14 protein-coding genes are annotated in these 14,582 nt (G+C 42.7%); 10 read left to right on the forward strand and 4 right to left on the reverse strand.

Annotated features, from left to right (window positions below; all coding sequences use genetic code 11):
* The first annotated feature begins 41 nt into the window (after positions 1 to 41).
* The 4 genes from V6259_RS00095 to V6259_RS00110 all read left to right on the forward strand — a co-directional run bounded on the left by V6259_RS00095 (position 42) and on the right by V6259_RS00110 (position 4,127).
* Entirely contained in the window at positions 42 to 1,565 is a 1,524-nt protein-coding gene (locus V6259_RS00095; protein WP_341582849.1) for a TolC family outer membrane protein, read from the forward strand.
* A 173-nt stretch (positions 1,566 to 1,738) separates the two neighbouring features.
* Positions 1,739 to 2,173 (forward strand): OmpA family protein, encoded by a 435-nt coding sequence (locus tag V6259_RS00100; RefSeq protein WP_341582850.1) that lies wholly within the window; start codon positions 1,739 to 1,741, stop codon positions 2,171 to 2,173.
* Between the two features lie 136 nt (positions 2,174 to 2,309).
* Positions 2,310 to 3,260 carry a glutathione synthase gene (gshB, locus tag V6259_RS00105; RefSeq protein ID WP_341582851.1) on the forward strand — a complete coding sequence of 317 codons (951 nt, stop codon included), beginning with the start codon at positions 2,310 to 2,312 and terminating at the stop codon, positions 3,258 to 3,260.
* 66 nt (positions 3,261 to 3,326) lie between these two features.
* Entirely contained in the window at positions 3,327 to 4,127 is an 801-nt protein-coding gene (locus V6259_RS00110) for an energy transducer TonB (RefSeq protein ID WP_240537105.1), read from the forward strand.
* Between the two features lie 82 nt (positions 4,128 to 4,209).
* Here the strand turns inward: V6259_RS00110 and rpoH are convergent, their stop codons facing one another.
* The 4 genes from rpoH to ftsY all read right to left on the reverse strand — a co-directional run bounded on the left by rpoH (position 4,210) and on the right by ftsY (position 8,216).
* A complete protein-coding gene (gene rpoH, locus V6259_RS00115; protein ID WP_133012541.1) occupies positions 4,210 to 5,076 on the reverse strand; it encodes an RNA polymerase sigma factor RpoH in 867 nt (288 codons plus the stop codon).
* A 128-nt stretch (positions 5,077 to 5,204) separates the two neighbouring features.
* Entirely contained in the window at positions 5,205 to 6,212 is a 1,008-nt protein-coding gene (gene ftsX, locus V6259_RS00120; RefSeq protein WP_341582852.1) for a permease-like cell division protein FtsX, read from the reverse strand.
* Positions 6,213 to 6,884: a cell division ATP-binding protein FtsE gene (ftsE, locus tag V6259_RS00125; protein WP_133012543.1), complete on the reverse strand. Its 672-nt coding sequence runs from the start codon at positions 6,882 to 6,884 to the stop codon at positions 6,213 to 6,215.
* Positions 6,885 to 6,944: 60 nt separating this feature from the next.
* Complete coding sequence (gene ftsY / locus V6259_RS00130; protein WP_341582853.1) at positions 6,945 to 8,216, reverse strand: signal recognition particle-docking protein FtsY; 1,272 nt, start codon at positions 8,214 to 8,216, stop codon at positions 6,945 to 6,947.
* A 175-nt stretch (positions 8,217 to 8,391) separates the two neighbouring features.
* Between ftsY and V6259_RS00135 the strand changes: the two genes are divergently transcribed.
* The 6 genes from V6259_RS00135 to hemW all read left to right on the forward strand — a co-directional run bounded on the left by V6259_RS00135 (position 8,392) and on the right by hemW (position 14,133).
* Positions 8,392 to 9,687: an insulinase family protein gene (locus V6259_RS00135; protein WP_341582854.1), complete on the forward strand. Its 1,296-nt coding sequence runs from the start codon at positions 8,392 to 8,394 to the stop codon at positions 9,685 to 9,687.
* Positions 9,684 to 10,292 carry a 16S rRNA (guanine(966)-N(2))-methyltransferase RsmD gene (gene rsmD / locus V6259_RS00140; protein WP_133012546.1) on the forward strand — a complete coding sequence of 203 codons (609 nt, stop codon included), beginning with the start codon at positions 9,684 to 9,686 and terminating at the stop codon, positions 10,290 to 10,292. Before V6259_RS00135 ends, rsmD begins: the two co-directional genes overlap by 4 nt.
* Before the next feature lie 219 nt (positions 10,293 to 10,511).
* Positions 10,512 to 11,669 (forward strand): homoserine O-succinyltransferase MetX, encoded by a 1,158-nt coding sequence (gene metX / locus V6259_RS00145; RefSeq protein ID WP_133012547.1) that lies wholly within the window; start codon positions 10,512 to 10,514, stop codon positions 11,667 to 11,669.
* Positions 11,669 to 12,259: a methionine biosynthesis protein MetW gene (gene metW / locus V6259_RS00150; protein ID WP_341582855.1), complete on the forward strand. Its 591-nt coding sequence runs from the start codon at positions 11,669 to 11,671 to the stop codon at positions 12,257 to 12,259. Before metX ends, metW begins: the two co-directional genes overlap by 1 nt.
* A gap of 90 nt (positions 12,260 to 12,349) precedes the next feature.
* The gene (rdgB, locus tag V6259_RS00155; protein ID WP_341582856.1) at positions 12,350 to 12,958 is read left to right on the forward strand and encodes an RdgB/HAM1 family non-canonical purine NTP pyrophosphatase; all 609 of its coding nucleotides are present in this window, start codon (positions 12,350 to 12,352) and stop codon (positions 12,956 to 12,958) included.
* Positions 12,955 to 14,133: a radical SAM family heme chaperone HemW gene (hemW, locus tag V6259_RS00160; protein ID WP_341582857.1), complete on the forward strand. Its 1,179-nt coding sequence runs from the start codon at positions 12,955 to 12,957 to the stop codon at positions 14,131 to 14,133. Before rdgB ends, hemW begins: the two co-directional genes overlap by 4 nt.
* The last annotated feature ends 449 nt before the right edge of the window (positions 14,134 to 14,582 follow it).

Raw genomic sequence — 14,582 nt, forward strand, 5'->3', positions numbered from 1 at the left:
ATTTAGCATCAACAAAAGATAAATTAAGGGATAAACAAGACATGTTATTGCGAACTCTCATACTGCGTGTAACCTACTTAGGGGTCATTCTTTCCTCTACACATTTGTACGCTTCGACACTAGAAGAAGCGACCTACACTGCGATCAATAATAGTCCTACCGTTCGACAAGCTATTGCCAAATTCCGAGAAGAAAGCCAAAACACAGAAATATCTCGGCACAATGGTTTTTATCCTAGCATTGACCTTGCTGCAGGAGTAGGTAAAGAAACGACCTACGCTGATGTTAGTAATTCAGATGACATTACCTTAACAAGAAGAGAGCTTTCTTTATCCCTTACTCAACCTATTTTTAATGGTTTTGCTACAACTTATGACATTAAGCGCTTAAGTAATGAAGCAGAGGCAGATCGTTGGGATGCATTAGTATCGGTTGAAAATACTGCCCTAAGCGTCGCTCAGGTTTACGCAAACGTACTGCGTTACCGAGAGCTTGTGGATCTGGCAGATATGAATTTAGAAACGCACAAACGAATCTATAGTCAAATCAAGTTAAAAAGCGATACTGGGGTTGGTAGAAAATCTGACTTGAGTCAAATCACCGCCCGCTTAGCAAAAGCGTATGCTAATAGTTATGCTGCCATAAATAATCTTCGCGATGCAGAAAGTAACTACAAAAATACGGTTGGTCAATTGCCGCCAAAAGATATGATTTACCCAGTTCCTGATAAAAGCTTGTTACCTAAAAGCTTAGATGATGCGATCGCTCAAGCTCTGTCAAAAAATCCAACCATCGAAGGTTCTAAATGGGATGTAGAAGCAACAGAGAACTATAAAAAGTCCATTGAAGGCGCCAAATACCCAACAGTTAATTTTGTGGTAGAGCGAACGTGGAATAATAATGTTGATGGTACTACTGGTCGAGATGCTGACTTACAGGCCATGTTCAGACTAAATTACAATTTATACAATGGCGGCAACTACAAACGTAACAAAGAGGTCGCAGCACAACAACAGGTTCAAGCCTCTGAAATACGCAGACAAACGATTCGAGACACCGAACTATCTACTCGTCTTGCTTGGGCCGCTTATGAAGCAACCACAGGACAAAAAGAGCACATTAAGCAATATGTTGTTGCGACAAAAGAGTCTGAAGTCGCTTATGAGAAGCAATTTCGCCTTGGTCGACGCACCCTTCTTGATGTACTTGATAGTGAAAATGAACTGTTCCAAGCTCGACAAGACTATGTCAACGCAGACTACGATGAATTGTTCTCAGAGTTTCGCCTATTCAATGCCAAAGGTGATTTGATGAGGGCATTCAGAATATATCGCCCACCACTACTTGGTTTTAAAGATGAGTTTGATGCTAAGCAACCGGCGCCTACTGGAGCATCACCGATCGAAAAACTAAAAGCAGCCGAAAAAGAAGCGCAGAAAAGCTCAACAGTAATGGTGAAAGAACAAGATACTGTGAAACAGTCAACCACGCAAAAAACAGATGAGAAAGCTCTCGAGAAAGAACTGTTTTTAGACTCTGATAAACAAAGCGGAGGCTGGCAATAAACTTACTACGCAGGATTTTATTAAGCACCGTCAGTTTAAGCTTAACGTTACACGCTGCTGATGGTGTTTCTCTTTATGGAGATAAAATAAAACCTCAGACACTAAAGGACGACGATCACGACGGTGTCATCAACGCTCGAGATAGCTGCCCTAATACGCCACTAGGCTCTTTCGTGTCTATTCAAGGTTGCCCAACGGTAAGCACTTCGGTGCTGTCTATGGACCTAAAAATCCTCTTCAAACCTGATAAATATGATGTCAGTCCGCTCTTTTATGGCCAAATCAAACGCCTAGCTGACTTTCTCATTGCTCACCCGGATACCAAGGTCAGTGTTGAAGGCTATACCGATAATGTTGGCGATAACGAAAGGAATTTAGCCTTATCGATGAATCGAGCTTCTGCGATTACTGATATTCTTGTAGATAAGTTTAAAATTGCTCAAAACCGAGTGAAAGCGGTTGGTTTTGGAGAAAGTAAGCCAATCGCAGAGAATGACACACCAGAAGGCAGAGCAAAAAATCGACGAGTGATTGCCGAAGTGTATGCTGAAAAAACGCAAAGCTTACGAAAGTGGACAATATACAGTGTGGATGAAGATATAAAATAACGTTGATTAAGTTTAATCAAAAAGGAACACTAGGGTGTTTTTTTATCTCAGCGCCCCCATATTCTATAGCATTAGTCCTTATAAACCGATTTTAAGCAGTAGTTAAATTTTGACTCATCGCTTTAGGAAATAACACATGACAATCAAACTTGGTATTGTAATGGATCCGATTGGAGCCATTAATTACAAAAAAGACACTTCTCTCGCCATGTTATGGGCTGCGGCTGAAAAAGGCTGGCAACTCATTTATATGGAACAAAAAGACCTGTTCCTAGATAACGGCAAAGCCTACGCTATGGCGCGATCTTTACAAGTTCATAAAGATCCAAAACACTTTTATGACTTAGGTGAAGAAAGTAAAATAGCATTAGGTGACTTAGATGTTATTTTAATGCGTAAAGACCCACCATTTGATGGCGAGTTTGTCTATAGCACTATGATTCTTGAGCAAGCCGAACGTGATGGCGCTATGGTCGTCAATGATCCCAAAAGTCTACGTGACTGCAATGAGAAACTGTTCGCAACACAATTCCCTGAATGCTGTCCGCCGGTTCTCGTAACACGTCGCGCCGGTTTATTAAGAGCATTTCATCAAGAACACGGTGACGTTATCTTTAAACCGCTCGACGGTATGGGGGGGAGCTCTATTTTCCGCCTTAAAGCAGATGACGCCAATGTCAGTGTGATCATTGAGACGTTGACCCAAATGGGCGCTGAACAAATCATGGCGCAAAAATTTATCCCTGAGATCAAACAAGGTGATAAACGTATTTTAGTGGTCAATGGTGAGCCTATTCCTTACGCTCTAGCACGCATTCCTGCAGCCGGTGAAACGCGTGGTAATCTAGCCGCTGGTGGCCGAGGCGAAGGTCAACCGCTTACCGATCGTGATCGCTGGATCTGTGACCAAGTCATTCCTTCTCTGAAAGAAAAAGGGCTTATGTTCGTTGGCCTTGATGTGATTGGTGATTATTTAACAGAAATAAATGTGACCAGCCCTACATGTGTCCGTGAATTAGACACTCAATTTGGTTTAAACATCGCTATGGTATTGATGGATGCAATAGAAGCCCGCTTAGCTTCCTAACATATCATGCGGGTAGTAGATCGATTTACAATTTCCCTCTTCATTGCCATTAGCGCACACGTGCTAATGGTAGTGCTTGTTGGGTTTGACTTCTCACTGCCAAGCCCAAAACCAAAAACACTTGAAATAACGTTAGTTCAACATACTTCAGAAGCGCCTAAAGAAGCTGATTTTATCGCTCAAGCCAATCAGCAAGCCAGTGGAACAGAACTTAGAAAGCACAAACTGACCACGACAGAAACGGCACGATTCTTATCGGATAACATTAAAGATATTACCCCTCCAGTACAGCCCCAAATTGCCTCAAGTGAACCAGTAAGAGACAAGCAACTGTTAACAACAGATGACCCTGATGCGGTATTCAAAGTTGAAAAAGTACCTGACCACCAACAAAAAACACTTGAAGAGCGCTTTAAAGGTGAAACTCAAATTCCTGATCACCTTTCTAGTGATATTTCCACTCTAGAAGCCTTATTAGATAGACAACGCCAAGCCTATGCTAAGCGACCTAGAATACGCCGACTGACCTCAGTATCTGCCAAGGCAGCTGTCGATGCTAAATACCTTGATAATTGGCGTAGGCGCATTGAACGCATCGGTAATACTCACTATCCAGCGGAAGCCAAACGTCACCATTTATATGGTCAACTTCGTTTAGCCGTTATGCTATTGCCAAATGGGCATGTTGATAGTATCGAGGTTCTACATTCATCGGGTATTCGTGTTCTCGATGATGCCGCCATGAGAATTGTCCGACTGGCAGCACCTTTTGAGGTTTTTCCAGAAGCGCTCAAGAAGAACGTAGATAAATTAGAAATTATTCGGACCTGGCACTTCTTACCTGGCAATGAACTGCAGAGTAAATAAAACACTTCATATTCTAGGCATAAAAAAACCCTCTGCAAACTGAGAGGGTTTTATAATTTTCATGCCAGCAGGCCAATAGGGATCAGCTAAACTGACCATCTCCCATAGCAAGACGTATTTTCTTCATTGCATTTTTTTCTAACTGACGAATACGCTCAGCAGAAACACCATATTCATCGGCCAATTCATGCAGTGTTGATTTGCTGTCAGATAACCAGCGTTGTACTAAAATATTACGACTGCGTTCATCAAGATCAGACATAGCGTCTTCTAGGCGACTGTTTGAATCCGCTTCCCAATTACCGTTCTCTAATAGCGTAGCTGGATTATGAGCATGATCTTCTAAATATTGAGAAGGTGCTTGAAAAGCACTGTCATCATCGTCATCAGCAGAGGCATCGAATGCCATATCAGAAGAACTCAAACGTCCTTCCATTTGACGAACCACTGCTGGCGTAACACCTAAATCACTGGCAACAGATTCTACTTCTGAGTTACTAAACCAAGACAATGTCTTTTTAGCACTACGAAGATTAAAGAACATTTTACGCTGGGCTTTCGTTGTTGCCACTTTCACGATGCGCCAGTTCTTAAGAATAAATTCATGGATTTCTGCTTTAATCCAATGAACAGCAAAAGAAACAAGACGAACACCCACTTCAGGGTTAAAACGTTTTACCGCTTTCATCAAGCCTACATTGCCTTCTTGAATCAGATCACCTTGGGCCAAACCATAGCCTGAGTAACTTTTCGCAATATGAACTACGAATCGTAAGTGTGACATAACCAACGTGCGAGCAGACTCAAGGTCTTCTTTATAATAAAGACTTTCCGCTAATGTCTTTTCTTCATCGGCAGTCAAAATTGGAATTCTACTGACGGCCTGTATGTAAGATTCTAGATTCTGGCCTGGAATCATTATATCTGTAGGCTGGAGAGCTTTACCCATCTCTATTTCCACCTTTTTAAGTTCATAATGTCTATGAATCGATAGTAGCAAGTTAATATCTGTTGTGTGTGACAAAAATGTGAATTAACCGTGTTGTTTGTATAACAATCAAACAAACATGATTTGTGTCACTGTAGCTCTATATGTGTAATATGGCGATTAACGGCAATCCACGCCCCTAATGTGCCAATTAATGAGCTTATAGTTAAACATAAAACAATTTCACCTGCATTAAAAGTCTGCAGCTGAAAACCACCATGATACAGCTCGATTAATCGTTCTGCCGGAGCGCTCACCCACCAGCTAAGTAAGAGAATACACACTGTAGCGAAAAACCCTCCTAATATCCCAAACCAAAACCCCATGTAGAGAAAGGGTCGTCGAATATAGCTATCGGTGGCTCCAACCAACTTCATAACAAGCACTTCATCTCGCCGACTTTCTACTGCCATTCTGATAGTGTTGCCGACAATCAACAGCACAGCAACGACCAATAAAATAGACAAAGCGTACACAAATCGCTGTCCAAAACTCAGTATATTCGCAAGGCGTTGTAACCATTGTGCATCTAATTCTGCGTATTCCACGCCACTTTGAGCAGCAAGCTGATCTCGCAAGGTTTGCAAGTCCGATAAAGATTGCAGATTAACCGCTTCTTTAGGCACCACTTTCAACACGATCGGTAATGGATTTTCAGGCAACGACGATAGAACCTGCTCATAACCACTAGATCGTTCAAAATAGCGTAGGCCCTCTTCTTTCGATACATAATCAACGGACGCAACATCCGCACGAGCAGACAGACGATGAGACAATGCCAACGCTTTAGTGTCATCCACTTGGGGAAACAAATACAGGGTAATAACCGACTGCTGCTCCCAGTTATCCGTTACGGATTGAACGTTTTTCAATACAACATACAAACCACCGGGTAACGACAAGGCAATCGCAATGACCATAACGGTCATAACGGTCGCTAAAGGGTAATTCACTAACCGCATAAAACTCTCGGTTAGAGTGCCTTGATGCTGACGAAGATATTGTCCAATATTAAAGGTAGGGCGCGTCGGCCAGTTATGTTTTGTCGCTTTAATAGATTGCCGTGTGGCACCACGACGAGAAGGTTTCTGAGACATTTAACCAAACCCTCCATCATTCACCATTCGCCCTTGATTTAAAGTCAGTACGCGATGTCGCATTCGTGCAACCAAGGCTAAATCATGACTTGCAACCAACACGGTTACACCAACATTGTTAAATTCTTGAAATAGATTCATGATTTCTGACGATAACCTAGGGTCTAAATTACCTGTTGGCTCATCTGCTAACAAAAGTTGAGGCTTATTGACTACCGCCCGCGCGATGCCAATACGCTGCTGCTCTCCTCCAGACAATGCCATTGGATTATATTTTTCTTTATCCAATAACCCTACTTTATCTAAAGCGGCACGCACTCGCTTTGCTATTTGCTCATGATCAGCACCACTCACTTGTAATGGCAAGGCTACATTATGAAAAACGCTTCGATCAAACAATAACTGATGGTTTTGAAAAACGACACCAACACGTCGTCGATGCTGAGGAATGGCACGACGACTTAGCGTACGTAAATCCACACCATCAACCAGAATTTGGCCTGATGTCTGACGTTCAATCATCATCATGAGCTTCATTAAGGTGCTTTTACCGGCACCGGAATGACCGGTTAGAAACGCCATTTCACCTTGCTGTAAGTGAAAGCTCACTTGCGACAAAGCTTCTTGCCCGCTGTCGTACTTCTTTCCAACTCGCTGAAATTCAATTTCCACGCTATCACGGTATCCTTAGTTCATTGGCAAACAGTAAGAGATAATATTGGTAGCTTACTCTTACTCACTATCAAACAAGGCGTCAATAAATTCTTCTGCGACAAAAGGTCGTAAATCATCGACTTGCTCACCAACCCCAATATAACGAATAGGCAGCCCAAACTGTTTGGCGATAGCAAAAATAATCCCGCCTTTCGCCGTGCCATCTAGTTTAGTCAATGTAATGCCACTGACACCGACGGTTTCAGTAAATAACTTGGCTTGGCTTAAGGCATTTTGTCCTGTGCCGGCATCCAGCACCAACATCACTTCATGAGGGGCTTTAACATCAAGCTTCTGCATAACGCGAACCACTTTGGACAATTCGTTCATCAAGTTCGTTTTGTTTTGCAAACGTCCCGCAGTGTCGGCAATGACAATATCAATGCCCTTGGCTTTAGCGGATTCGATAGCATCATAAATTACCGAAGCAGAATCCGCACCAGTGTGCTGAGCCACCACAGGGACATTATTTCGCTCACCCCAAACTTGTAATTGCTCTACTGCTGCCGCACGAAAAGTATCGCCAGCCGCAAGCATCACACTTTTACCGTCTTGTTGATATTTTTTCGCTAATTTGCCAATGGTAGTCGTTTTACCCACCCCATTTACACCCACCATCAAGATAACAAACGGACCTTCCTGATTAACTGGTACAAGCTCTTTTTGAGAACCGACTAGAATACTTTGCATTTGCGCTTTCAAACTGACTAATAAGGCATCGGCGTCTTTTAGTTCTTTGCGTTTCAGCTTATCCGTTAATTCGTCCATCAAAGACTGCGTCGCATCGATACCAACATCGGCCATCAATAACTGCGTTTCTAGTTCTTCTAATAGATCTTCATCGACTTTTTTGCTGCCAGAAATAATCGACGACAAACCACTACCCAACCCATTTCGAGTACGAGATAGTCCTGATTTTATTCGTTGAGACCAAGACAATGTTGGTTTCTCAGGCGTTTTGTCAATCGCTGTTGCCGTGTGTTCCATCGTAGTGGATGTTGTCTCAGCTTCAACTGCGCCCTCTGACATGGATTTAGCAGATTGCTCAGCACTTACTTCCTGTTCAAGGGCATCAGAACTCGACGATGTTTCTTCTAATTGTTCCGTTTTCTCTTCTTCTGTACCCTTTTTCTTTGCAGACTTAATATCTGCACGCAAACTTTTCACAGTACGGCGCTTAATAACGATGGCTAAAATAGCCAATGCAGTACCAATAACAATCGGGGCATATCGGGCATACTCACCAAGATACGGTGTTAATAAAGCAATAAGCTGGTTAACAAGTTCCATTAAGTCGGTCTCTTATGTCTAGACTGGTGCTGTTTACACCAGTGAAATGCTATTATTCAATACAGAAGCCATTAGCATTGGCACTGAAAGCGATGATTTTATCATCATTCCTATTGGCAAACAGGTCTAGTTTTGTGGAAAAACCACATCACGTCTGTCTTTCTTATGGTTCGACATGTTTAGCAGTAAAAAACCTCTTTTTAGTCGCCCTGTTTTAGCCGTTATTATGGTGCTATCAACCTTGGTCATTTGGGTCTTAAATTTAACCGCACCTGCCACTCCGTTCCCCACACCGGCAGTCACTACATGGAAAACAAACTCTGGAATCCCTGTTATTTGGCTTGCTCAAGACAGCTGGAAAGGGAGTAACAAATTAGAACTGCGCTTTGCCTTTAAAAGAAACTCGCAAAACCCATCACTAACCAGCGCAACACTTTCTTTATTAATGGGAGATTCACTCCCATTAAGCACCTCTACGATTAATCAAAGATTAGCGCCATTGGCAGCAAAAGTGAGCAGCTACTATGATCAAGAAAGCCAAAACATTGGTTTTACCATAAATAGTGAGCCAACCTACCTAGCACCAACTCTAGATATTATTAACCAATGGCTGCCGTCGCCTGAATTTAAAGCGCGCGCTTTCGAGCGCTGGCATAGACAGGAAAATAAATCACAGTCAATTCAACAAGAGCTAGAGCAAAAATTGTTTCCCCATCAAATCACGACAAAAACACAAACAATTACTCTCGCGGCCATCAGTAATAACTATAAGCAACTAACGCATCAAACTACGGCCATTTTTGTCATTGGTAATATGACAAAACAGACCCAAAAGGCCATCAAAGCGAGCTTAAATCATCTTAGTCAAAAACTCGCATTAGCTACCAATGATACCGATTCGATTATTAACACAAAGAGCACTTCAACCAGCCAGCATGGCCAAGGTGCCACCCTTATCGAAACCCAAAGTGCGATTGCCATCACACCACTTTCCTCTGTGAAGCAATGGCTCAGCTTACAAGTATGGGGAACTGATATGGTCAATACTTTTAACAGTCAAAACGATATTAACGAAGCGCAACTTTATTTGACGCTATCCGCAGAACACCCTTGGGCCCGCTGGATTATCCACTATACAAATAAAACGCCCCGTGAAAAAACACCTGCCAATGTCAGGATGACAGCAAGAAGCTTTATTGATAACACTCAGATACCTTCTATCCATGATAAAAAACGGTTTACGCTATTATTGAAAAGCGTAAAAAATCAGCTTGCGCAAAGTACCTTAAATCCAAGTTGGTGGAGTAATCTTGCTACCACAACCACTCAAGAAAACAGTACACTCACATTAGCTCAGTTTGCTAAAACGTATCAAAATGCCATCGACACTTTTAACCAAGATGATTATAAAGCAGCACTCAATTCACTGTTCATAACGTCTTCTTATCAAGAAATTCAGGTCAATAAATGAAAAAGAAAGTAACCGTTCACTCATCGACAAAATCCAAAGAAAGAGCAACTAAACTGCGCATTATTTCCGGCGAATGGCGTTCAAGACAGCTCCCTATTCCAAAGATAGAAGGGCTACGACCAACACCAGATAGGGTTCGAGAAACACTCTTTAACTGGATTAATAATGAAATACCTGGCGCCAAATGCGCGGATCTATTCTGTGGCTCCGGCGCACTAGGATTAGAGGCAATGTCTCGTGGTGCAAAAAGCGCATTGTTTGTCGACAATTCTCGTATTGTTGAACAACAAATGAAACAAAACCTGATCACTCTAAAAGCTGAAAACTACCAAGTAGTTCAGCAAAATGCCGCTGAGTTTTTAGCCACAGCGCCTCCTCAAGCTCTTGATATTGTCTTTCTTGACCCTCCATTTCGTAAAAACTGGTTGGCTCAGATTGTCCCACTTTTAGAAAACGGTTGGTTAGCAGATAATGCCTTAGTTTACATAGAGATGGAAAAAGAAGCTGCGCTGCCTGTGTTGCCCCCTTCTTGGTCATTACGAAAAGAAAAGATCGCTGGCCAATTGGTCTATCGTCTATTTGAAATTAGCCAAGAACACGCTTAATACCATGTAACTACACAGTGCACGACAAAGTCACTTTAGCTGACTGTCGGCACTGACTTGAGGCATTTATACCTTTTATCAAACCTTACTGAGAGAGCATTTCTCTTCGCCTCTCTTGATGAGGTCTACCGCAACCGCTAGACTGTGCACCAAGATTCATACAGTCAATCAGAGCTTTTATTGGAAGCCTGATTACTTTCACCAGGACACCTAAAACCTATGCCGGACGCTATTCCAGTCGATTCTGTTGGTATTGTGGTACCACAAATCGCACAGTTCGAGACGCCTCTCACTCTGTCTTGTGGCCAAGAGTTACTAACCTATCAACTTGTTTACGAAACTTATGGAGCGCTTAATGCCAGTGCCTCCAATGCTATTTTGATTTGTCATGCCCTAAGTGGTGACCATCATGCGGCCGGTTATCACACCATGTCAGACAAAAAACCAGGCTGGTGGGACAGTGCTATTGGACCAGGAAAAGCCATCGATACGGATCGATTTTTTGTGATCAGTCTGAATAATCTTGGAGGTTGTTGCGGCAGTACAGGCCCGACCAGTATCAATCCTGAAAACAGTCAAACTTGGGGAGCAAATTTCCCTATCGTTACTGTGGAAGATTGGGTAGAAAGCCAAGCACGGTTAGCGGATCGATTAGGCATCCAAACCTTTGCGGCCATTGTCGGCGGTAGTCTTGGAGGTATGCAAGTGCTCGAATGGAGTATCCGCTTTCCAGAACGCCTTAACGCCGCGGTTGTTATTGCTTCAGCCCCCAATTTATCCACTCAGAATATCGCCTTTAATGAAGTCGCTCGCCAATCTATTCGTCGCGATCCTGATTTCCACCATGGTCATTATTTAGATGAGAAATCCGTTCCCACAAACGGACTCGGTTTAGCGCGCATGCTAGGGCATATTACCTATTTATCAGATGATGCTATGGGTTCCAAATTTGGCCGCCAGATGCGCCATGATAGCTACCAATATAACTACGGCATTGAGTTCGAAGTAGAAAGTTACTTACGTTATCAAGGTGAAGCCTTCACAAAACGTTTTGACGCGAACACCTATATGCTGATGACTAAAGCGCTGGATTATTTCGACCCTGCGGCACAGACAAATGGGGATTTATCTGCTGTATTGAGCCGTGCCCAATGTGAGTTTTTATTGGTTTCCTTCACTACAGATTGGCGCTTTGCTCCAGAGCGCAGTGAAGAAATCGTCAATGCCTTAGTAAAAGCAGGAAAACACGTATCCTACGCTAAAATTGAAGCCGCAGAAGGCCACGATGCTTTCTTGTTTCCAATCCCACGGTACATGGCTACGCTAAACAGCTTTTTAACTCGCATTGGTAACCGTATCTCGATGGAGGCCCAATAATGCGTTCTGATTTAGAAATGATCGACGAATGGATCCAGCCTAATTTGCGCGTATTAGATTTGGCTTGCGGACCCGGTGAACTGCTTCACCACTTGATAGAAAATAAAAAAGTCACTGGCTACGGCTTAGAAATTGATCCTGATGACTTGAACACCTGTATTGAAAAAGGCATTCCGGTACTAGAGCAAAACATCGATGAAGGGCTACAAAACTTCGAAAATCACAGCTTCGATCTTGTGCTGATGACTCACGCACTTCAGCAGTTCCGCCGCCCTGATTTGCTGATCGACGAAATGCTACGTATTGGTAAAGAATGCATCATCACTTTCCCTAACTTTGGCCATTGGCGTAGCCGTCTTCACTTGGCCTTAAAAGGCCGTATGCCAGTGTCCGATTTTTTACCCTATAATTGGTACGACACACCCAACATCCACTTTTTCACGTTTCAAGATTTTGAACGCTTATGCCATGAAAAAGACATTAAAATTTTACGTTGGGCCGCCGTTGATGGACATCTAAGGGATCATTGGTGGATTCGCACTATGCCCAATATGTTTAGTGAAACAGCCATTTTTCACATCACTCGTTAAACCTATTTATACACAGAAGAACACGAAAAGAGGCGACCATATTGTCGCCTTTTTACGTCATCACGCAGCAACCACTGTAGAGGAAACACGATGAGCCAAACCATCGTATTAGCCAGTAACAATGCTGGTAAAATTACTGAATTTAACGCGTTACTAAGTGGTCTGGGCTTTGATGTAAAGCCGCAAGATGACTTCGACGTGCCAGAAGCAGATGAAACGGGTCTGACGTTTATCGAAAATGCGATTTTAAAAGCTCGCAATGCTTGCGCCCATACAGGGTTACCTGCTTTAGCTGACGATTCTGGTATTGAAGTAGACTTTCTGAATGGCGCTCCAGGCATCTATTCTGCCCGTTTTGCTGGAGATCATGGCAATAACGCAGCGAACAACACCTTACTACTGAAAAAGCTAGAAGGCGTTGATGAACAAAAACGTACCGCGCGATTCCATTGTGTTCTAGCGTATTTACGCCATAAAGATGATCCAATACCACTGGTATTCCACGGTGTATGGGAAGGTCGTATTTTAACGTCTACGGAAGGGCTTGAAGGCTTCGGTTATGATCCGTTATTTTATGTTCCTGAATGCGGTTGCAGTGCAGCAAGCTTACCAAAAGAAGTAAAAAACCAAATTAGCCATCGCGCAAAAGCACTCAAGCAACTATTAGTGGCCTTCCAACAACAAAGCGCTTCTCTATGATCGACCATACAGCCAGTTTGCCGCCTCTTAGTCTTTATATTCATTTGCCTTGGTGCGTGAAAAAATGTCCTTACTGCGACTTCAACTCGCACCAAGCAGATCGCTTCGAACAAAATGGTAAGCTACCTGAAGAAGCTTATTTGACTCAGTTATTAGCGGATTTAGACGCCGACTTGCCTTATGTGTCAGGCCGACCTATCCAAACGGCCTTTATTGGCGGTGGTACCCCCAGCTTAATGAGCGAAGATTTTTATTACCGCTTAATGGATGCACTGCGAGACAAGCTAACTTGGGTGGATAATGCTGAAATCACCATGGAGGCGAATCCAGGCACCTTTGAACAAGAGAAATTTCGCCATTTTCGCCAAGCTGGCATCAATCGTCTTTCTATTGGTATCCAAAGTTTTCAACCAAACCTGTTGAAAACTCTAGGAAGAATCCACAACCGAGAGGAGGCCATTCATGCTGTGGATAAGTCTCGCCTTGCAGGTTTCGATAATATTAATATAGATTTAATGCACGGCTTACCTGATCAAAGCCAAGAAATGGCATTGGAAGACCTCAAACTTGCGATCCAACTCAATCCAGAACACTTGTCTTGGTATCAGCTCACCATCGAACCAAATACCGAGTTTTATCGCCGACCACCCACGCTGCCGGAAGATAATACTCTATGGGGTATACAAGACGCAGGACAAGCTTTACTCGCAAAACACGGCTACGCACAATATGAAGTATCTGCGAATTCACAAGTAAATCGTCGAGCGGCCCATAATCTGAACTATTGGCGATTTGGTGACTATATTGGCATTGGGGCTGGTGCTCACGGAAAAATAACGCTACCTGATGGACAAATATTTCGCACACGAAAAACACGTCACCCAAGTCATTATCTGAGCAACCTTCCAGAAGCCCTAGTGATTAAAGAATCCATAGAGCAAGAAGATTTACCTTTAGAGTTTATGATGAATCGCTTGCGCTTATTTGAAACATTTGATTTAAAAGATTATCAAGGTTACACCTATCAAGCGATACCCGATTTTTTATTAAAAGCCTGTAATACGGCACTGAACAGAGGATTACTGGATTCTGAGCAGTGGCAAAAAGGCCAAGTGCAAACAACCGAAAAGGGCAAACTTTTTCTAAATGAGTTACTTGAACTGTTCCTCCCTTAAGGTCCTCTTTTTTGACGATGGTTTGACATCTAAACAAATAAATGTGACCCTAGCCCACCTATTTATAAGGAGAGCACTGGACGGTGCTCCTCTTTATCCTCGTTTTAGGTAAACACAGCATAATATGCTTACCTAAATACACATCGCTAAACAAAATAATTAACGCCATCGATTTTTCGATTAATGTAACTTAGCTACTAATTATATAAAGCCTGTTATTGTCTTAAAATTCGTCTAAATACCCGTTTTTAATGCTGGGCATTACGTCAGATTGAAATCTTAATGCGCACGTTAAAAAAGGGTGAAATAGAACAATTCATGGCGCTAAAAGAACAGCCTATCTCTATCCATTTTTTTATGATGAGCATGGAGTGGTAACACACTGGCCAAATGGCTGTTGGTATTTTGTTTAGAAGATTCAGAACGTGTTCACTTATTCAGGAGAGATC

It is taken from the genome of Marinomonas sp. TI.3.20, from assembly GCF_038155025.1.
In the GTDB taxonomy this organism is placed as follows: Bacteria; Pseudomonadota; Gammaproteobacteria; order Pseudomonadales; family Marinomonadaceae; genus Marinomonas; species Marinomonas flavescens.